The organism is Actinomadura sp. 6N118 (genome assembly GCF_044326415.1).
GTDB lineage: Bacteria > Actinomycetota > Actinomycetes > Streptosporangiales > Streptosporangiaceae > Spirillospora.
The window spans coordinates 53,837-72,064 of sequence record NZ_JBIRAZ010000028.1; the positions used below are offsets into that span (position 1 = coordinate 53,837).

Annotated in this window: 17 protein-coding genes; 7 read left to right on the forward strand and 10 right to left on the reverse strand. The window is 69.7% G+C overall.

Features of this window, described 5'->3' with window-relative positions:
• Positions 1 to 2 precede the first annotated feature (2 nt).
• From ACH34W_RS47040 to ACH34W_RS47055, 4 genes are all read right to left on the reverse strand, one after another.
• Positions 3 to 323 (reverse strand): hypothetical protein, encoded by a 321-nt coding sequence (locus ACH34W_RS47040; RefSeq protein ID WP_395967765.1) that lies wholly within the window; start codon positions 321 to 323, stop codon positions 3 to 5.
• Positions 320 to 733, reverse strand: coding sequence for a DUF948 domain-containing protein (locus ACH34W_RS47045; RefSeq protein ID WP_395967766.1), 414 nt, complete (start codon positions 731 to 733; stop codon positions 320 to 322). Before ACH34W_RS47045 ends, ACH34W_RS47040 begins: the two co-directional genes overlap by 4 nt.
• Positions 734 to 935: 202 nt before the next feature.
• Entirely contained in the window at positions 936 to 2,207 is a 1,272-nt protein-coding gene (locus tag ACH34W_RS47050; RefSeq protein WP_395967852.1) for a replication-associated recombination protein A, read from the reverse strand.
• Between the two features lie 158 nt (positions 2,208 to 2,365).
• Entirely contained in the window at positions 2,366 to 3,127 is a 762-nt protein-coding gene (locus ACH34W_RS47055) for a phosphatase PAP2 family protein (RefSeq protein WP_395967767.1), read from the reverse strand.
• A gap of 97 nt (positions 3,128 to 3,224) precedes the next feature.
• Between ACH34W_RS47055 and ACH34W_RS47060 the strand changes: the two genes are divergently transcribed.
• From ACH34W_RS47060 to ACH34W_RS47075, 4 genes are all read left to right on the forward strand, one after another.
• Positions 3,225 to 3,692, forward strand: coding sequence for a hypothetical protein (locus tag ACH34W_RS47060; protein ID WP_395967768.1), 468 nt, complete (start codon positions 3,225 to 3,227; stop codon positions 3,690 to 3,692).
• A 54-nt stretch (positions 3,693 to 3,746) separates the two neighbouring features.
• Positions 3,747 to 4,346 (forward strand): DUF3105 domain-containing protein, encoded by a 600-nt coding sequence (locus ACH34W_RS47065; protein WP_395967769.1) that lies wholly within the window; start codon positions 3,747 to 3,749, stop codon positions 4,344 to 4,346.
• Positions 4,343 to 5,005, forward strand: coding sequence for a DUF305 domain-containing protein (locus tag ACH34W_RS47070; RefSeq protein WP_395967770.1), 663 nt, complete (start codon positions 4,343 to 4,345; stop codon positions 5,003 to 5,005). The genes ACH34W_RS47065 and ACH34W_RS47070 overlap by 4 nt, the downstream gene beginning before the upstream one ends.
• Positions 5,006 to 5,066: 61 nt before the next feature.
• Positions 5,067 to 5,636 carry a TIGR03086 family metal-binding protein gene (locus tag ACH34W_RS47075; protein WP_395967771.1) on the forward strand — a complete coding sequence of 190 codons (570 nt, stop codon included), beginning with the start codon at positions 5,067 to 5,069 and terminating at the stop codon, positions 5,634 to 5,636.
• Between the two features lie 59 nt (positions 5,637 to 5,695).
• On the opposite strand, the gene ACH34W_RS47080 is transcribed toward ACH34W_RS47075, so the two are convergent.
• Together ACH34W_RS47080 and ACH34W_RS47085 are read right to left on the reverse strand one after the other, a co-directional pair.
• Complete coding sequence (locus tag ACH34W_RS47080) at positions 5,696 to 6,946, reverse strand: DUF349 domain-containing protein (protein ID WP_395967772.1); 1,251 nt, start codon at positions 6,944 to 6,946, stop codon at positions 5,696 to 5,698.
• A 59-nt stretch (positions 6,947 to 7,005) separates the two neighbouring features.
• Entirely contained in the window at positions 7,006 to 7,827 is an 822-nt protein-coding gene (locus ACH34W_RS47085; protein ID WP_395967773.1) for a peptidylprolyl isomerase, read from the reverse strand.
• Positions 7,828 to 8,050: 223 nt separating this feature from the next.
• Here ACH34W_RS47085 and ACH34W_RS47090 point away from each other — a divergent pair, with 223 nt between their 5' ends.
• The 3 genes from ACH34W_RS47090 to aspS are packed head-to-tail and all read left to right on the forward strand — an operon-like array spanning position 8,051 to position 11,801.
• Entirely contained in the window at positions 8,051 to 8,746 is a 696-nt protein-coding gene (locus ACH34W_RS47090; protein WP_395967774.1) for an MBL fold metallo-hydrolase, read from the forward strand.
• 11 nt (positions 8,747 to 8,757) lie between these two features.
• On the forward strand, positions 8,758 to 10,038 hold the full coding sequence (gene hisS / locus ACH34W_RS47095) for a histidine--tRNA ligase (RefSeq protein WP_395967775.1): 1,281 nt from the start codon (positions 8,758 to 8,760) through the stop codon (positions 10,036 to 10,038).
• Positions 10,035 to 11,801, forward strand: coding sequence for an aspartate--tRNA ligase (gene aspS / locus ACH34W_RS47100; protein WP_395967776.1), 1,767 nt, complete (start codon positions 10,035 to 10,037; stop codon positions 11,799 to 11,801). Before hisS ends, aspS begins: the two co-directional genes overlap by 4 nt.
• A gap of 188 nt (positions 11,802 to 11,989) precedes the next feature.
• On the opposite strand, the gene ACH34W_RS47105 is transcribed toward aspS, so the two are convergent.
• The 4 genes from ACH34W_RS47105 to secD all read right to left on the reverse strand — a co-directional run bounded on the left by ACH34W_RS47105 (position 11,990) and on the right by secD (position 18,192).
• Positions 11,990 to 14,164: a RelA/SpoT family protein gene (locus tag ACH34W_RS47105; RefSeq protein ID WP_395967853.1), complete on the reverse strand. Its 2,175-nt coding sequence runs from the start codon at positions 14,162 to 14,164 to the stop codon at positions 11,990 to 11,992.
• Between the two features lie 474 nt (positions 14,165 to 14,638).
• A complete protein-coding gene (locus tag ACH34W_RS47110) occupies positions 14,639 to 15,163 on the reverse strand; it encodes an adenine phosphoribosyltransferase (RefSeq protein WP_395967777.1) in 525 nt (174 codons plus the stop codon).
• Positions 15,164 to 15,241: 78 nt separating this feature from the next.
• On the reverse strand, positions 15,242 to 16,396 hold the full coding sequence (secF, locus tag ACH34W_RS47115; protein ID WP_395967778.1) for a protein translocase subunit SecF: 1,155 nt from the start codon (positions 16,394 to 16,396) through the stop codon (positions 15,242 to 15,244).
• Positions 16,396 to 18,192, reverse strand: a complete 1,797-nt coding sequence (gene secD / locus ACH34W_RS47120; RefSeq protein WP_395967779.1) for a protein translocase subunit SecD — start codon at positions 18,190 to 18,192, stop codon at positions 16,396 to 16,398. The genes secF and secD overlap by 1 nt, the downstream gene beginning before the upstream one ends.
• Positions 18,193 to 18,228 lie beyond the last annotated feature (36 nt).

The window sequence follows — 18,228 nt, forward strand, 5'->3', positions numbered from 1 at the left end:
GATCAGTGGCCATCCTTGTCGTCGTTGATGATCGTGTAGCGGGCCCTCAGCACCCTCCGGGGGGTGCCTTCGGGCGGCTCTGGGGGAGCCTGGTCCATCCGGATGGCCTCGCGGAGCTCGGCTTCGCGCGCCTCCATCTCAGTACGGACGTCGGAGGCGAAATGCCTCAACCGATATCCGGCGCCCTGCCCGGCCGTCACCGCCCGGGCCGCGACGCCCTCCGGGGACCAGGTGCGCGCGAAGCGCTCCACCCGCCGTTTGACCCGGTGGGTCGCGTAGACGCCCGCCCCTGCGCCGACCGAGAGCCAGAAGAGCCGTCTCATCGCCGCCCCTTGCCCGAGCTGCGGGCCGGCAGCTGCGGCCGGGCGGCGGGCGGCTCCTCGGACCGGTTGTTGCCCAGGGCCTTGCGGACGCCGTACGAGAAGGCCGCGGCCTTCACCAGCGGCCCGCCCACCACCGATGTCATGACCGTGGTCACCGCGGACACGTTCTGCGTGACCCCGGCGACCTGCTTGGTGATCACGTCGGTCCGGCCGAGCTGCTCGTTGGCGCGCTGCACCGTGCGCGTCATGTCGTCCATCAGCGGCCCCGCCTGGTCGCCGATGTCGGAGACGACCTTGCTGGCCTCGCCGAGCAGCCGGGCGAGTTTCAGCAGGGTGAAGGCGATGAAGGCCACGAGAATCGCCCAGAACACGGCCACGATGAGACCTGCTAGCTGTCCACCAGTAAGCATCAGGGCTTCCGTTCGCTGTCTCGGGTCGTCTCAGGTCCGGATCGGTCTGACAGACCTTACCGTGGGCACCGGCCCTGGCCGCGCAGGGTTTGCGACGCGCGGACGGCCGCGATCGGGAGCTTCCCGCGCGGGGTGTGAGCCCGGCGCCCGAGGCGTTCTGAACGCAGATTACCGGGCCGAGGTGGCCGATCGCTGGATCATGCTACTTCGCGGGTTTGCCGGTGCCCTTGCCGCGCAGCACGGTGCGGATGCGGTCGAGCACCTCCGAGAAGCGCGCCTCGGCTCCGTGCCTGGTCGGGCGGTAGTACTCGCGGTCTTGGACGGCGTCCGGCGCGTACTGCTGGCGGACGACCCCGCCGGGATGGTCGTGCGCGTACTTGTATCCCTTGCCGTGACCGAGCTGGGCAGCGCCCTTGTAGTGCGCCTCACGCAGGTGACTGGGCACTGGACCGACCAGCCCCTTCTTCACGTCGCCGATCGCCTCGCCGATGGCGGTGATGACGGCGTTGGACTTGGGGGCCAGGGACAGGTGGATCACCGCTTGGGCAAGGTTGATGCGTGCCTCGGGCAGCCCGACGAACTCCACCGCGTGCGCCGCCGCGGTCGCGGTCTGGAGGGCCGTCGGGTCGGCCATGCCGATGTCTTCGCTGGCGTGGACGATGAGGCGCCGCGCGATGAACCGGGGGTCTTCGCCCGCCTCCAGCATCCGGGCCAGGTAGTGAAGGGCGGCGTCGACGTCGCTGCCGCGGATGCTCTTGATGAACGCGCTGATGACGTCGTAGTGCTGGTCGCCCTCCCGGTCGTAGCGCACCGCCGCCCGGTCGACCGCCTTCTCCAGCACCTCGGGCGTGATCGTCTCCCCATCGGCGACGACCAGCCCTGCCGCCTCCAGGTAGGTGAGGGCGCGGCGGGCGTCGCCCCCGGCGAGCCTGATCAGGTGATCCTCGGCGGCGGGGTCGAGCTCGACCGAGCCGTTCAGCCCGCGGTCGTCGGCCAGCGCCCGTCCGATCACCTCGCGCAGGTCGTCCTCGCCGAGCGGCTCCAGCGTGAGCAGCAACGACCGGGACAGCAGCGGGCTGATCACCGAGAAGAACGGGTTTTCGGTGGTGGCGCCGATGAACGAGACCCAGCGGTTTTCCACGGCGGGGAGCAGCGCGTCCTGCTGGGCCTTGTTGAACCGGTGCACCTCGTCGACGAAGAGCACGGTCTGGCGGCCGGCCATGCCCAGCTCGCGGCGGGCCAGGTCGATCTCGGCACGGACCCGCTTCACCCCGTCGGTGACCGCGGAGATCTCCACGAACCGGCGCCTGGTCACCGAGCTGACGACCGTGGCGAGCGTGGTCTTGCCCGTCCCTGGCGGCCCCCACAACACCAGCGACATCGGGACGTCACGCTCGACGAGCTGGCGGATCGGGGTCCCGGGCCCGAGCAGGTGCGCCTGCCCGACGACCTCGTCCAGCCCGCGCGGTCGCATGCGCACGGCGAGCGGCTGCACCGCGCTCGAGAGGCCTCCGCCCGACTCACCGCTCTGGGTGCCCTGAGCCGGGGCCGCGGCGGCCGAGCCGCTTCCGATGGTGCCCTGCCCCACCGGATCGTCGAAAAGGCCCTCGGGCTGGCCCGGTTCCGCGCTGGTCACGCTCCGACACTATCTCGCCGTACGGACATTCCAGCCCGTGCCGGACCCCGCCACGGCTCCAGCCGGACCGTCACGGCCAGAGCAGTTGCCACGATGGCCGATCCCACCATCCCGTCGAGCCAGTAGTGGTTCGCGGTCAGCACCACCACGAGCAGGGTCACGACCGGATGGGCCACCGCGAGCCACCGCCAGCGGCCCCGCCCGTACCGGATCACACCCCACGCCACCAGGAGGGCCCAGCCGACGTGCAACGAGGGCATCGCCGCGAACTGGTTGGCCACCCCCTCGCCCGGTTCCGTGGCGTACGAGCTCGGGCCGTACACGTTCATCAGGTCCACGAAGTCCCCGCCGGGCAGCAGGCGCGGCGGGGCGAGCGGGTAGAGGGCGTGGATCGCCAGCGCGACCGCCAGCGAAAGCGCCACGACGGCGAGCAGGCGGGGCCAAGCTGCGCGCCGCCAGAACCAGATCCAGCCCAAGAAGAGGAATGTCGCGGGGAAATGCACGCGCACGTAGTACTCGTTGGCGATGCGGGCCCAGCCGTCCCAGCGCAGCGCGGCGTCCTGCAGCGCCGCCTCGTCGGGCAGCCACAGTGCCCGCTGCAGATCCCGGACACGCTCGGCGTTCGCGAACGCCTCGTCGGGCCGCCCGTCCGCCAGATGCCGCCCGTACCCGTACGCGGCGAACAGCAGGGCGACCAGTGCCGCCTGAACGGCGAAAGCCAGCGCGACAGCGAGATGGGGGAGCACAGATCGCCGCATATTGTAAGAATCAACTACCTTCTCCCGTAATCTCTGGTCCGCGAGTAGGGTTTTCGATCCACCGGAAGGGTGAACGGCAAGGGTGACGGTGACCGGTATGGCACGCCGACGGCACGGACTGGCAGGGCTGTTCGTGGCGCTCTTCGTCGTCGCCGGGCTCGTCTTCACCTACGGGCTCGGGCATGCCGCCCCGATGCGCGTCTGCACCGCCCACCTCACCAGCGTTCCGTCCGACGTAGCCGACGCTCTGGCGCACGAAGCGGAGCACACCGCAGCCGCCGCGCCCATCAAGGCGGTGCCGGGGAAGACCTTTCCGCTCGCCTCGGCTCCACTCGCTTCGGCTCCACTCGCCGCTAAGGCACCGCTCGACCTGCCCCCGCTCGATCCGGGAGGCGGCTCCCTCTCCCTGGCGATACTGCTCACCCTCATGGTCCTGGCCCTGGCGGCCAAGCCGACCCGTGCGGGCGGAGTCCTGCCCGCCCGACTCGGCTGGATACTCGGGGGCCCCTCACAGCGGGCCCCGTTGCCTCCCTCACTGACCGCTCTGCAGGTGCTTCGGCTGTGACGGCCTGACCGTCCTCAGCCGTTCAGAAGCCATAGAGAGCAAGAGGGATATCCCATGTCTAAGAGCACCCGTAACCGCACGCAACGCCAGAACGCCCTGACCGAGCGCACCGTCCCCTGGGGCGGCATCGTCTTCTTCACCGTCATCGGAGTCGTGGCCGTCGTGGCCATCACTTTCGCCTTCCTGCAGACCCGCAAGTCCTCCGCGTCAGCGGACATCCAGGGACTCGTGCAGAAGGACGGCTTGAGCCGCAACCACGTCCCCACCCCAGTCAAATACGACTCCACTCCCCCGATGGGCGGCGACCACGACGCGGCCTGGCAGAACTGTGATGGCCGCGTTTACGACAAGGAACTGCGCAACGAGAACGCCGTCCACTCGCTTGAGCACGGCGCTGTCTGGATCACCTACAAGCCTGATCTGGCCGCCGATCAGATCAGCAAGCTGAAGGAAAAGGTCGAGGGCAACGACTACACGATGATGAGCCCCTACCCGGGCCTGGACTCGCCGATCGCGCTCAGCGCCTGGGGCAAGCAGGTCAAGGTCCAGGACGCCTCCGACAAGCGCGTGGAAGCGTTCCTGAAGGCGTACGTGAAGGGGCCGCAGACCCCTGAGCCCGGCGCCGCCTGCAACGGGGCCAAGGACACGCCATGAGCGAAGCGGTCCGAGCACCGCGAGGACGCTGGGTGACCGTCGTCCTCGCGGTGCTCGTCCTCGCCGCGGCGGCGGTGTTCGCCGGGCTGTCGGCGCTGCGGTCGGGCGATCCCGTCTCGGACGGGCCCGAGGCCGGTTTTGCCCGGGACATGAGCACCCACCACGCGCAGGCCGTGGAGATGTCGTTCATCATCCGGGACCGCACCGAGGACAAGGCCACCCGGCTGCTCGCGTTCGACATCATCAACACCCAGTCGGCCCAGATCGGCATGATGACCGCCTGGCTGGACGAGTGGGACCTGCCCAAGACGAACCCGGGTGGGCGGATGCGCTGGATGAACGGGCACGGCGGCCACGGGTCCGCGACGGCGCCCGGCGCCGCCGCGACGGCGGGCCCGGACGGCGCGGTGATGCCCGGGATGGCCACCCGGACGCAGCTGAGGGAGCTCGAACGAATCTCCGACCGGGCCGCTGAGATCAGCTACCTGCGGCTGATGATCGCCCATCACCGTGCCGGGGTCACAATGGCCGAGGCCGTGCTGGCCCGGACCGACCACCCACGGGTGCGGCGGCTGGCACGGACCATGGTCGACGGCCAGCGGTCCGAGATCGATCTCATGAACCGCATGCTGGGCGAACGGGGCGCCGGAGGCCGGTAGCACCGCCGAGGTTTGCCGATATCGCTTGACACGTCAGGCGCGGCGCGGGTCACTGACCACCATGGCTCAGAAACTCAGCGGCTACCACCGGGCACTGGACCTGTTCGAAGGCGTGGTCGGCGGCGTCACGCGGGACGGCTGGGACCGGCCGTCCCCGTGCGCCGGATGGACGGCACGCGACGTCACCGGGCATGTGATCGGTGGGCAGTACCTGATCCGGGCCATGGCGACCGGCGCGCCGAAACCGGACATCGGCAGCGAGCCCGCCCAGTACTGCGCCGGGGACGCACTGCTGGAATGGCGGACGGCGCGCAAGGAGTGCGCCGCCGCCCTCACTGCGGACGCGCTGCGGCGGCCCGTCCCGTTCGGCAGCCTCGGCGACCTGCCGCTGGGCGACTTCCTCGGCGGTTACATGCTGGAGCCGCTGATCCACACCTGGGATCTGGCCCGGGCAACCGGCCAGCCCGCCAGGCTCGACCCGGACCTGGTCCATCACGGTTTCGCGACGGCACAGATCATCGCGAAGGAGCTCCGTGCGAGCGGGGATCTGGGTCCGCCGCTGCCCGCGCCGCCCGGCGCCGATGAGCAGACCCGGCTGCTGGCCTTCCTTGGCCGGCGAGCGGGCGGCTGAACCCGGGACGACCGCTAACCGCTACCCGCTACCTGAGCCGGGTGCGGCTGGGAGAACTCCTAGGAGAACTCGGCGAGGGTGCGCTCGGCTTCTTCCAGCCATGCGCGGCGGGCGGTCAGCGCCTCCTCGGCGTCCTTGATGTCCTTGTCCCGCCCGGCACCCTGGGCCTTGGCAAGACGCTTCTCCAACTGCTCGATGGAGTTGCGCAGCTGCGCCACCGTCGCCTCGGCGCGCGCGCGGGCCTCGGGATTGGTGCGCCGCCACTCCTGCTCCTCGGCGCCGCGGATCGTCTCCTCGATCTTGCGGAGCCGGCCCTCCAGGCGGTCGCGCTGGTCGCGCGGCACCATGCCGGCGGCCTCCCAGCGCTCCTGGATGGCGCGCAGCGCCTGCCGTGCCTGGCGGACGTCCCGGATCGGCAGCAGCCGCTCGGCGTCGGCGAGGATCTTCTCCTTCTCCTCGGCGTGCACGCGCAGCTCGGCGTCACGTTCGGCGAACGCGGCGCTGCGGGCCGAGAAGAAGGTGTCCTGGGCGCCCTTGAAACGCGACCACAGCTCCTCTTCGGCGTCGCGGGCGGCGCGGCCCGCCAGCTTCCAGCGGCGCATCAGATCGCGGTAAGCGGCGGCGGTCTCGCTCCAGTCGGTGGACCCGGACATCGCCTCGGCCTCGGCGACCAGGCGCTCCTTCTCGCGGCGGGCGTCCTCACGCTGCTCGTCGAGCGTCGCGAAGTAGACCTTGCGGCGCTTGGTGAAGGCGTTGCGGGCGGCCGACAGCCGCTTCCACAGCGCGGTCTCGGTGGGCCGGTCGATGCGCTCGGCGGCCTTCCACTCCTCCACGAGCTGGCGCAGGCGCTCGCCGCCGTTCTTCCAGTGCGTCTCCTCGGCGGCGATCCGCTCGGCCTCGCCGACGATGCGCTCCTTGATCTCGCGCGCCTCGTGCCGGGCGTGCTCGCGCTGCGCCTTGACCTCCTCTCGGCGCTTGCCCACCGTCTCGGTGAGCCCGTCGAGCCGCCGCCCCAGGGCCTCGAGATCACCGACCGCGTGCGCGTCGGTCACGGCCTCACGCAGCCGCTGAATGCTCTGCTGGGCCTGCGAGGGCTGCAAGTCGGTCGTGCGGACCCGCTGCTCGAGAAGGCCGATCTCGGTGGCCAGCGCCTCGTACTTGCGCTTGAAATAGGCCAGGGCCTCCTCCGGGGCGCCCGCCTGCCAGGACCCGACGGCCCGTTCACCGTCAGACGTCTTGACGTAGACGGTGCCTTCCTCGTCCACCCGGCCCCAGGGATCGGTCGCGCTGGACACGCTTGCCTCCCGCATCACGGGTCCGGTCGTTTCCTATGCAGACCGGACCCTCCACACCTTAATGTCCCAACGCCCTATTTCTTGGCGATCGAGACGTCCTGGATCGTGACCTTCTTCTTCGGTTCGCCCGTACCGTCCTGCCCGGCCTTGGCGATGCCACCCTTGGCGACGGTCTCCAACACGTCGATACCCGAAGTGATCTTCCCGAACACTGTGTAATCGGGGCTGAGCCCGGAATCGCCGTACACGAGGAAGAACTGGCTTCCGTTGGTGCCGGGGCCAGCATTGGCCATGGCCAAGGTGCCCTTGGTGTATTTGGCGCCGTCGGTGTTCTCGTTGCCGAACTGATAGCCCGGGCCGCCGCTGCCGGTGCCGGTGGGGTCACCGCACTGGAGCATCTTCAGGCCCTCGCTGGTGGAGAGACGGTGGCAGAAGGTCTTGTTCCAGAAGTCCTTCTTGGCCAGGAAGGCGAAGGAGTTCGTGGCGCACGGGGCCTTCTTGCCGTCCAGCTCAAGGCCGATGTCGCCCTGGCTGGTCTTGATCGTCGCCTTCACCGTGCCGTCGTAGGCCGGCTTGACCGGCGGCTTGCCCAGGTCCTTGGGCGCGCCCGCCTCCTGAGCCGCGGTGTAGGCGCACTCCCCGGGCTTGGCCGCGGCCTGCGTCGGCGGCGTCGACGGGCTGGCCGCGGCGTCGGCGTTGGCCTTGTCCTTGCTCTTGTCGTCCTTGCCACCGACGAACGTGGCCACGGCACCACCGCCGCCCGCGATGACCGCGACGGCCGCCACGGAACCGATGATCTTGACGCGCCGGGCGCGCGTCTCCCGGGCGAGCCGGGCCTGTTCCTGGCGCTCGTATCGCTGACGCGCGAGCTGCTTCTTGCGGTCCTTCCCCGCCACGTGCCTGCCCCTCCACTGTGATCAGGTGAACGTGCAGCGCATAGTAGCGGTACCGGGGACGCGGATGGGCCATCCCGCGGCCTCGCCGCCCACCGCCGGCGACGCCGCGCCGCCGACACGGCGATCGGCCCTCTCGTTCGCGGGCCCCACGGCCCCGCCGGTACCCTCGAAGCGCTGCACATCTCAGGTTCTCAGCCGTTTCCAGCTCTCAGGAAGGACGACCGTGCTCGTCGCCGGGTTCCCCGCTGGCTCGTTCGCCGCGAACTGTTATCTCGTGGCGCCCGCCGCGGGCGAGGAATGCGTGATCATCGACCCGGGTCAGGACGCCGAGGCCGGGATCGACGAGATCCTGCGCGAGCACCGGCTCAAGCCGGTCGCGGTCCTGCTGACGCACGGCCATCTTGACCACGTCTGGTCGGTCGCGCCGGTGTGCGGCGCCAAGGACGTGCCCGCCTACATCCACCCGGACGACCGCGACCTGCTCACCGATCCGGCCAAGGGCTTCGGCCTGGGCGCGGGTCAGCAGCTGTTCGGGGGGCTGACGTTCAGCGAGCCGGACGACGTCAAGGAGCTGTCGGACGGCGTGGTGGTCGAGCTGGCAGGACTGCGGTTCACCGTGGACCACGCCCCCGGCCATACGCCCGGGTCGGTGACCTTCCGGACCCCGGCGACGCAGGAGCTGCCCGACGTGATCTTCACGGGTGATCTGCTGTTCGCGGGGTCGATCGGACGCACCGACCTGCCGGGCGGCTCGTACGAGGAGATCCTCAAGAGCCTGTCGCGGGTGTGCCTCTCGCTGCCGGACGAGGCCGCTGTCCTGCCCGGCCACGGCGAGCAGACCACCATCGGCCGTGAGCGCGCCGCCAATCCGTTCCTCGCGGATCTGGCGCCTACAGACGGACCCAACAAGGGATTCTGAGCCAAACGATCATGAGTTCGAGCTTTCAGGCCCCCAAGGGGGTCAGTGAATACGTTCCGCCGCGCGCGGACCTCTTCGCCGCCATCCGGCAGGCGTTCGCCGAGCAGGCCCGGCTGGCCGGTTACGGCTATCTGGAGCTGGCGGTCTTCGAGGACACCAACCTCTTCAGGCGGGGCGTCGGCGAGTCGACCGACGTGGTCAGCAAGGAGATGTACACCTTCGAGGACCGCGGCGGCCGGTCGCTGACGCTGCGCCCCGAGTTCACCGCGGGCGTGCTGCGGTCGGTGCTGGAGAACGGCCTGCACAAGCAGGGCGGCCTGCCGGTCAAGGTGTGGACGACGGGCCCCGCGTTCCGAGCCGAACGGCCGCAGCAGGGCCGCTACCGGCAGTTCTACCAGCTGGACCTGGAGGCGATCGGCAGCGAGGACCCGCAGGTCGACGCCGAGACCATCGCCATCGCCTGGCAGTGGTACCAGAGCCTCGGCCTGCGGCAGGTGCGCCTGCTCCTCAACTCCCTCGGCTGCAAGGAGTGCCGCCCGGCCTACCGGGCGCTGCTGCAGGACTTCCTGCGAGGGCTTGACCTGGACGAGCCCACTCGGGAGCGCATCGAGATCAATCCGCTGCGCGTCCTGGACGACAAGCGCCCGGCGGTGCGGGCGCAGCTGACCGGCGCGCCGCTGATGGCCGACCACCTGTGCGGTGCCTGCAAGGCGCACCACGACAGGGTCCGCGAGCTCCTGGGCGACCTGGGGATCGAGTGGGAGGACACCCCCACGCTGGTACGCGGGCTGGACTACTACACCCGCACCACCTACGAGTTCGACCACCCTCTGCTGGGCGCCCAGTCGGGCATCGGCGGCGGCGGGCGGTACGACGGCCTCTCGGAGGACATCGGCGGACCCCCGCTGCCGGGCATCGGCTTCGGCCTGGGCCTGGACCGCACGATCCTGGCTCTGGAGGCGGAGTCGCCCGGCGAGGGTGCCGGGTTCGCCGCCCCGCCCCGCTGCGAGGTCTTCGGCGTCGCGCTCGGTGAGGAAGCCGAGCGCAAGCTGTTCGCCTTGACCGCCGAGTTCCGCCGGGCCGGGATCGCCGCGGACATGGCGTACGGAGGCAAGAAGCTCAAGGGCGCCATGAAGGACGCCGACCGTTCGGGGGCCGCCTATGCCGTGATCCTCGGCGAGCGAGATATCGCCGCCGGGTCCGTCCAGCTCAAGGACCTGGCGGCGGGCGACCAGACCGCCGTACCACTCACCGAGATCACTTCGACGTTGAAGGAAAGGCTTTCACGATGATCCGCTCGCACGAGGCGGGGACGCTCCGCAGGGAGCACGCCGGGCAGCAGGTGACGCTGGCCGGCTGGGTCGCCCGGCGCCGGGACCACGGCGGCGTCACGTTCATCGACCTGCGGGACGCCTCGGGCACCGCCCAGGTCGTCTTCCGCGAGGAGGACACCGCGCACGACCTCCGTTCGGAGTTCTGCGTCCGGATCACCGGTGAGGTTCGGGTCCGCCCGGCGGGCAACGAGAACCCCGAGCTGCCCACCGGCGAGATCGAGGTCGCGGCGGCCGAGATCGAGGTGCTCTCGGAGGCCGCGCCGCTGCCGTTCCCGATCGAGGGCGACGTCAACGTCAACGAGGAGGTCCGGCTCAAGTACCGCTACCTCGACATCCGGCGTGACGCGGTGGCCAGGGCGATGCGCATCCGCTCCGAGGGAGCGTTCCTGGTCCACGAGGTCATGCGCGAGCATGACTTCCTCAACGTCGAGACCCCCACGCTCACGCGCTCCACCCCCGAGGGCGCCCGCGACTTCGTGGTGCCGGTGCGCCTCAAGCCGGGCCACTGGTACGCACTCCCCCAGTCCCCGCAGTTGTTCAAGCAGCTGCTCATGGTCGGCGGCCTGGAGCGCTACTACCAGATCGCCCGCTGCTACCGGGACGAGGACTTCCGCGCCGACCGGCAGCCGGAGTTCACCCAGATCGACATCGAGATGTCGTTCGCCGAGCAGGACGACGTCCTGAAGGTCGGCGAGGACCTGGTGGCGCGGCTGTGGAAGGAGATCGCCGGCTACGAGATCCCGCGGCCGATCCCCCACATGACCTACGCCGACGCGATGTCGCGGTTCGGGTCGGACAAGCCCGACCTGCGATTCGGCAACGAGCTGACCGACATGACCGAATACTTCGCGGGCACCTCGTTCCGGGTCTTCCAGGCCCAGTACGTGGGCGCGGTCGTGATGCCGGGCGGCGCGTCCCAGACCCGTAAGGAGCTGGACGCCTGGCAGGACTGGGCCAAGGCGCGCGGCGCCCGTGGCCTGGCGTACGTGCTGCTCCAGGAGGACGGCACGCTCGGCGGCCCGGTCGCCAAGAACCTGTCCGACGAGGAGAAGGCAGGCCTGGCCGAAAAGGTCGGGGCGAAGCCCGGCGACGCGGTCTTCTTCGGCGCGGGCGTCCCGCACTCCACCCGCGAGCTGCTCGGCGCCGCCCGGCTGGAGATCGGCCGCCGCTGCGGCCTGATCGACGAGTCCGCCTGGGCCTTCGTCTGGATCGTGGACGCGCCGATCTTCGAGGCCGTCCACGACGAGAAGGGCGAGCGGATCGGCTGGACGTCGGTGCACCACCCGTTCACCTCTCCCAAGCCCGAGTACGCCGACGACTTCCAGGACCGGCCGGGCGAAGCCCTCGCCAACGCCTACGACATCGTCTGCAACGGCAACGAGATCGGCGGCGGTTCGATCCGTATCCACCGCGCCGAGATGCAGCAGCGCGTCTTCGACGTGCTGGGGCTGTCCAAGGAGGAGGCGGAGTCCAAGTTCGGCTTCCTGCTGGAGGCGTTCAAGTTCGGCCCGCCGCCCCACGGCGGTATCGCCTTCGGCTGGGACCGCATGGTCATGCTGCTGGCCGGCCAGGACTCGATCCGCGACGTGATCGCCTTCCCGAAGGCCGCGTCCGGTTACGACCCGCTGACCGCCGCGCCCACACCGATCACCGAGCAGCAGCGCAAGGAGGCCGGGGTCGACGTGATCCCCGGCGAGGACGAGGAGGCCGCGGAGGCCTGATCCTCCTGCGCGGCTCAGAACGATCAGGCGGGCCCTGCATCCTTGACGGGTGCAGGGCTCGCTCGTTCACCGGAAAGTCGCCGTATGGACGTTTCAGAGCCGTACAGGACGGGTAGAGCCGCGCGACTTGGGACGGTTTCCGGGATGCTGCGGCGCGGTTCAGCGGTGGTGCCGGCTGGTTGTGCCGCTCAGCGGTTGGTGCCGCTGGTGACGCGGTAGACGTCGTACACGCCGTCGATCGAGCGCACGGCCTTGAGGACGTGGCCCAGATGCTTGGGGTCGCCCATCTCGAAGGTGAAGCGGCTGACCGCGACCCGGTCGCGGGTGGTGGTGACCGAGGCCGACAGGATGTTGACGTGCTGGTCGGAGAGGACCCGGGTGACGTCCGACAGCAGGCGCGGGCGGTCGAGGGCCTCCACCTGGATGGCCACCAGGAAGACCGAGTCCTCGCCCGGTGACCACTTGACGTCGATCAGCCGGTCGGGCTGCTCCTTCAGCTGGGCCACGTTGACGCAGTCGGCGCGGTGCACCGAGACGCCGTGACCGCGGGTCACGAAGCCGACGATGTCGTCACCGGGCACCGGGGTGCAGCAGCGCGAGAGCCGTACCCAGACGTCCGAGTCGCCTGCGACGACGACGCCGGGGTCGCCGGTGGACCGCGTCCGCTTGCGCCTGGTCGGCAGCGCGATCTCGGCGAGGTCCTCCTCGGCGCTCTCGACCCCGCCGAGCGCCTCCACCAGGCGATGGACGACGTTCTGCGCGGAGACGTGGCTCTCGCCCACCGCCGCGTACAGCGACGACACGTCCGGATAGCGCATGTCGCGGGCGAGGGCGAGCAGCGCCTCTCCGGACATCATGCGCTGGAGCGGCATGTTCTGCTTGCGCATCGCGCGGGCGATCGACTCCTTGCCGGACTCGATCGCGGTGTCCCGGCGCTCCTTGGAGAACCAGTGCTTGATCTTGTTGCGGGCACGCGCGCTCTTGACGAAGTTGAGCCAGTCGCGGCTGGGCCCGGCGTCGGGAGACTTGGAGGTGAAGACCTCGACGGTGTCGCCGTTGTCGAGGGTGGACTCGAGCGGGACGAGGCGCCCGTTGACCCGGGCGCCGATACATCGGTACCCGACCTCGGTGTGGATGGCGAACGCGAAGTCGACCGGCGTGGCGCCCTGGGGCAGCGCGATGACGTCGCCCTTGGGGGTGAAGACGAAGACCTCCGACACCGACAGGTCGAAGCGCAGCGACTCCAGGAACTCGGCCGGATCGGCCGTCTCCTTCTGCCAGTCGAGCAGCTGGCGCAGCCACTGCATGTCGGCGGCCTTGCGGCCGGCGACCGTCTCTTCCTTGTACTTCCAGTGCGCGGCGACGCCGTACTCGGCCCGGCGGTGCATGCCCCAGGTGCGGATCTGCAGCTCGACCGGCTTGCCCTCGGGACCTATCACCGTCGTGTGCAGCGACTGGTACATGTTGAACTTCGGCATCGCGATGTAGTCCTTGAACCGGCCGGGGACCGGGTTCCACCGCGCGTGGATCGAGCCGAGGGCGGCATAGCAGTCGCGGACGCTGTCGACGAGGACCCGGATGCCGACCAGGTCATAGATGTCGTCGAAGCTGACATCGCGGGCGATCATCTTCTGGTAGATCGAGTAGTAGTGCTTGGGCCGGCCGGTCACCGTCGCCTTGATCCGGGCGTCGCGCAGGTCGGTCGACACGTTCTCGATCACGTCTTGGAGGAACACGTCGCGGCGCGGGGCCCGCTCGGAGACCAGCCGGGCGATCTCGTCGAACCGCTTGGGGTAGAGCGTGGCGAAGGAGAGATCCTCCAGCTCCCACTTGAGCGTGTTCATGCCGAGCCGGTGGGCCAGCGGCGCGAAGACCTCAAGGGTCTCGCGGGCCTTCTTCTCCTGCTTGTGCCGGGGCATGTAGCGCAGCGTGCGCATGTTGTGCAGCCGGTCGGCGAGCTTGATCACCAGGACCCGGATGTCGCGGGCCATCGCGACGACCATCTTGCGCACGGTCTCGGCCTCGGCGGCCTCGCCGTACTTGACCTTGTCGAGCTTGGTGACGCCGTCGACCAGCGCGGCGATCTCGTCGCCGAAGTCGGCGCGCAGTTCGTCGAGGGTGTAGGGGGTGTCCTCGACGGTGTCGTGCAGCAGCGCGCCGCACAGGGTCTCGGTGTTCATGCCGAGCTCGGCGAGGATGGTGGCGACCGCAAGCGGATGGGTGATGTAGGGGTCGCCGCTCTTGCGCTTCTGGTCACGGTGATAGTGCGCCGCGACGTCGTAGGCGCGCTCGATGAGGCGCAGGTCCGCTTTGGGATGGGTGTTGCGGACCGTCTTGATCAGTGGTTCGAGTACCGGGTTCATAGCGGGGCCGCGCTGGGCGCCCAACCTGGCGAGCCTACGGCGCACCCGGGCGGCAGACGGTGGGATCGTGGCCGGTGTCGGCCTGGACGTGTTGGCGGGTTGGACCGGAGCGGGTGGAGTCGTGGCGGGAGCCGCCTGGCTCGTGCCTGCGGGGCTCCTGCCTGCCGGCCTCTCTTCTGCGTCCTTGGCCGCTTTGGCCGCGGGCTTCCTGGTCGGCGCCTCGGCGCCGGGCGTCTGCTTCTCGGGGGCCTGTTTCTCGGGGGCCGGCTTCGTGGAAGGCTGCTTGTCGGCAGTCTGCTTCTCGTCGCGCCCGGCCGGCCCGGCCGCAGCATCCGGCCGCGCGTGCCCCGGCTCCGCGGCGTGCTCCACCGCGGCGTCGGTCACCGCGTCGGTCGATACCACCTCACCGGGCACTCAGCCTCCCCTGACATGTGGGCGCCGTATCTCGCCAGTGTATCCGGCACCCTTTTGGTGCTAGACCGTAACCAGCGAATGGACGTCCAGATTCCCCAGTTTGTCCCGTCCGTGAAGGAACGAGAGCTCCATCAGGACCGACAGCCCGACGACGTACCCGCCGCCACGCCGCACCAGTTCCGCGGCCGCCCGGGCCGTTCCCCCGGTGGCCAGCACGTCGTCGACGATCAGCACCCGCTCGCCGGGCGCGAACGCGTCGACGTGCACCTCGATCGTTTCCGTCCCGTACTCGAGATCATAGGTCTCTTCGTACGCTTGCGCGGGCAACTTTCCCTTCTTCCGCACCGGGACGAAGCCCGCGCCGAAGTGGTAGGCCACCGGGGCGGCCAGGATGAACCCGCGCGCCTCGATGCCGACGATCTTGTCGATGGTGCCGCGGCCGTGGTGGTTGACGATGGTGTCCACCACGCCGGCGAAGGCCACGTGATCGGCCAGCAGCGGGGTGATGTCCTTGAACAACACGCCCGCCTTGGGGTAGTCGGGCACGTCGCGGATCCGGTCCCGGATCAGCTTGTCGAGGTCCACTGCTCTGCTCCCTGATCATGGAACCGCGCCCCCTCCCGACGGCGTGTCGGAGGAGGGCGCGGTCCAGGGTGATTCGTGTCACTTACCCCGGCGTTGCTGCCGGCTGCCCCGCTTGGGCTGCTGGCGTGGCCCCTGCTGGACCACCTTGCGGACGGTCACGCCCGCGGGCGTCGCAGCGGTGCCGGCTTTGGGCGCCGTGTCGGTGTCACCGGCGTCGCCCTCGTCGTCGACCACCGTCTCGGCGACCTTGGCCGCCTTGGCCTGCCGCTTGGTGCTGCTCTCGCGCCGGGCGATGTTCTCGCGCAGCTGCTTGAACTTCGGCTCGCGCTCCTTGAGCTGGACCAGCAGAGGCGTGGCCACACAGATCGAGGAGTACGTACCGACGATCATGCCGACGAACAACGACAGCGACAGGTCCTTCAGCGTGCCCGCGCCGAACAGCGTGGTGCCGATGAACAGGATCGCCGCGACCGGCAGGATCGCGACCAGCGAGGTGTTGAGCGAGCGGACCAGCGTGCTGCTGAGCGCCTGGTTCGCCGCCTCGCTGTAGGTGATCTTGGACGTGGGGCCGAGCGGCTTGGTCACTTCCTTGATCATGTCGAACACCACGACGGCGTCGTACAGCGAGTAACCGAGGATCGTCAGGAAGCCCAGCAGCGTGGCCGGGGTGACCTCGAAGCCGGACCAGGCATAGATGCCGGCGGTGATGACCAGGTCGTGGACCAGCGCCACGACCGCCGCCACCGCCATCCGCCATTCGAACGCCACCGACAGATACGCGATGATCAAGACCATGAACACCGCGAGGGCCTGCCAGGCCTTCTTGGAGATCTCACCGCCCCAGGTCGGCCCGACCACCTGGGTGGTGATCGAGTTCGCTGAGACGTCCAGCTCCTTGGAGACGTTCTGCTTGACCTGGGTGACCTGGCCGGAGGTCAGGCTCTCGGTGGTCACCCGCCAGTCGCCGCCGGCCTTCTGCACCTTGGTCTCGCCGTGCACGCCGCCGCCGGCGACGGCCGAGCGGACCTCCTCGATGGAGGCGCTGGACGCCGGGATGGTGAAGACGGAGCCGCCCCTGAACTCGACACCGAAGTTGAGTCCCTGGACCAGCAGCCCCGCGATGGAGATGATCAGCAGCAGGCCGGAGATGGAGTACCAGAGCTTCGGCCGGCCGACGATGTCGGCGCTGACCTCGCCACCGTAGAACCTTGAGAAGACGGAGCGCGTGGACATCAGGCCTCCTGGCTCTTCGGAAGGGGAGCGGTGGTGCCGCCGCGGCGCAACCGGCCCGGGCTGAGGCCGGACAGCCGGTGGCCCTTGCCGAAGAACCGCGTCCTCGACAGCAGCGCCACCAGCGGCTTGGTGAAGAAGAACACCACCACGACGTCGATCAGCGTGGTGAGCCCCATGGCGAACGCGAAGCCCCGGACCCCGCCGACCGCCAGGAAGTAGAGCACCACGGCCGCCAGGAACGTGACCGCGTCGGCGACCAGGATGGTGCGCCGCGCCCGCTTCCAGGCGCTCTCGATCGAGGGCCGCAGCGTTCTCCCGGCTCTCAGTTCGTCCCGCAGTCGTTCGAAGTAGACGATGAACGAGTCGGCGGTGATACCGATCGAGACGATGAGACCGATGATGTGCGGCAGCGAGAGCCGGAAGCCCATGCCCTCACCGAGGATGACCACCGAGACATAGGTGATGGCCGCGGCCACCACGAGGCTGGACACCGCCACGAGCCCGAGGCCCTGGTAGTAGATCATGCAGTAGAGCACCACCAGCGCGAGACCGATGGCGCCGGCGATCAGGCCGCCGCGCAGCTGGTCCGAGCCCAGTGTCGAGGACACCTCGTCGATGGAGCTCTGCGTGAACTCCAGCGGCAGCGCACCGTACTTGAGCACGTTGGCCAGGTCGTCGGCGTACGTCTGGGTGAAGCTGTCGGGCGGGCCGAAGATGCTGGCGGTGCCGCCCGTGATCGCGCCGTTGTCGATGCTCGGCGCCGAGACGACCTGCCCGTCCAGCACGATCGCGACCTGGCGCTGCGGGGTGCCCTGCGGCGCCTTGAAGGCGTCGCTCGTCACCGCGGCGAACTCCCTGGAGCCCTGCGACTTGAACTTGATCGCCACGGTCCAGCTGGACTGACCCTGCTGGGGGTCCGGCGGCATGGCGTTCGCGTCGGAGACCTGGGTGCCCTGGACCCGTACCGGCCCGAGGATGTACTTGCCGTTGCCGTCCTGGTCACACGCCGCGACCCACTTCTTGTTCGGGTCGTTGGAGCCGGGCGCGGTGGTCCCGTTGGGCGAGCAGACCAGCTTCTTGTACTGGTCGATGACGGCCTTGTCATCGATGCCGGAGAAGTCCTCCTGGCCGCCGAGGTCCGGCGGCAGGCTCGGCACCTCCGACGGGTTGGGCGAGGGAGTCCCCGACGGGGTCGCCGAGGGGCTCGCCTTGCCCGTGCCGGACGGCGTGGGCGTGGGCGCCGACAGGGCCTCCGACAGCGCGCGGCCACGCGGGGTCGCCGAGGAGGACGGCTTGGCCCCCGGCTTGGGCGAGGTGCTCCCGGTCGCCTTCGGCGACGGGCTCCCGCTGGCCTTGCCCGTCGGGCTGGCCGACGGGCTGCCCGTCGGGAGCGGCTGCGTCGGCTGGGGCGTGCCGGCCCCCACCACGTAGACCTGGCGGAACTGCAGCTTGGCGGTCTTGCCGATGGTGTCGACGACCTGCTGCTGACCTTCGCCGGGCACGCTCACCACGATGTTGTTGCTGCCCTGCTTGTTGACCTCCGCGTCGGACACGCCCAGGCCGTTCACCCGCTGGGTGATGATCTTCACGGCCTGGTCCATCTGACTGGCCGGCGGATTCTTGCCCGCCTCGGTCTTGGCGGTGAGCGTCACCGTCGTGCCGCCGGCGAGGTCGAGCCCCAGTTTCGGGGTGCTCCTCCCCTGGAGGAACATGACCCCGGTCAGGGCCACCATGACCGCGAGCAACCCGAGGAGCGTGCGCGCGGGATTGGGAATGCTGCTACGAGGCGGAGCCACTGGTCGTCTTACTTCCCGTCTTCAAATCGTTGCCTG

What these genes read in the sequence shown, in the direction of transcription:
- ACH34W_RS47080 (WP_395967772.1), bottom strand. Translation starts at nt 6,946, where the DNA reads ATGCGGGAGGCAAGCGTGTCCAGCGCGACCGATCCCTGGGGCCGGGTG.
- ACH34W_RS47075 (WP_395967771.1), top strand. Translation starts at nt 5,067, where the DNA reads ATGGCTCAGAAACTCAGCGGCTACCACCGGGCACTGGACCTGTTCGAA.
- aspS (WP_395967776.1), top strand. Translation starts at nt 10,035, where the DNA reads ATGATCCGCTCGCACGAGGCGGGGACGCTCCGCAGGGAGCACGCCGGG.
- secF (WP_395967778.1), bottom strand. Translation starts at nt 16,396, where the DNA reads ATGTCCACGCGCTCCGTCTTCTCAAGGTTCTACGGTGGCGAGGTCAGC.
- ACH34W_RS47105 (WP_395967853.1), bottom strand. Translation starts at nt 14,164, where the DNA reads ATGAACCCGGTACTCGAACCACTGATCAAGACGGTCCGCAACACCCAT.
- ACH34W_RS47065 (WP_395967769.1), top strand. Translation starts at nt 3,747, where the DNA reads ATGTCTAAGAGCACCCGTAACCGCACGCAACGCCAGAACGCCCTGACC.
- ACH34W_RS47060 (WP_395967768.1), top strand. Translation starts at nt 3,225, where the DNA reads ATGGCACGCCGACGGCACGGACTGGCAGGGCTGTTCGTGGCGCTCTTC.
- ACH34W_RS47050 (WP_395967852.1), bottom strand. Translation starts at nt 2,207, where the DNA reads ATGCGACCGCGCGGGCTGGACGAGGTCGTCGGGCAGGCGCACCTGCTC.
- ACH34W_RS47055 (WP_395967767.1), bottom strand. Translation starts at nt 3,127, where the DNA reads ATGCGGCGATCTGTGCTCCCCCATCTCGCTGTCGCGCTGGCTTTCGCC.
- ACH34W_RS47070 (WP_395967770.1), top strand. Translation starts at nt 4,343, where the DNA reads ATGAGCGAAGCGGTCCGAGCACCGCGAGGACGCTGGGTGACCGTCGTC.
- ACH34W_RS47040 (WP_395967765.1), bottom strand. Translation starts at nt 323, where the DNA reads ATGAGACGGCTCTTCTGGCTCTCGGTCGGCGCAGGGGCGGGCGTCTAC.
- hisS (WP_395967775.1), top strand. Translation starts at nt 8,758, where the DNA reads ATGAGTTCGAGCTTTCAGGCCCCCAAGGGGGTCAGTGAATACGTTCCG.
- ACH34W_RS47045 (WP_395967766.1), bottom strand. Translation starts at nt 733, where the DNA reads ATGCTTACTGGTGGACAGCTAGCAGGTCTCATCGTGGCCGTGTTCTGG.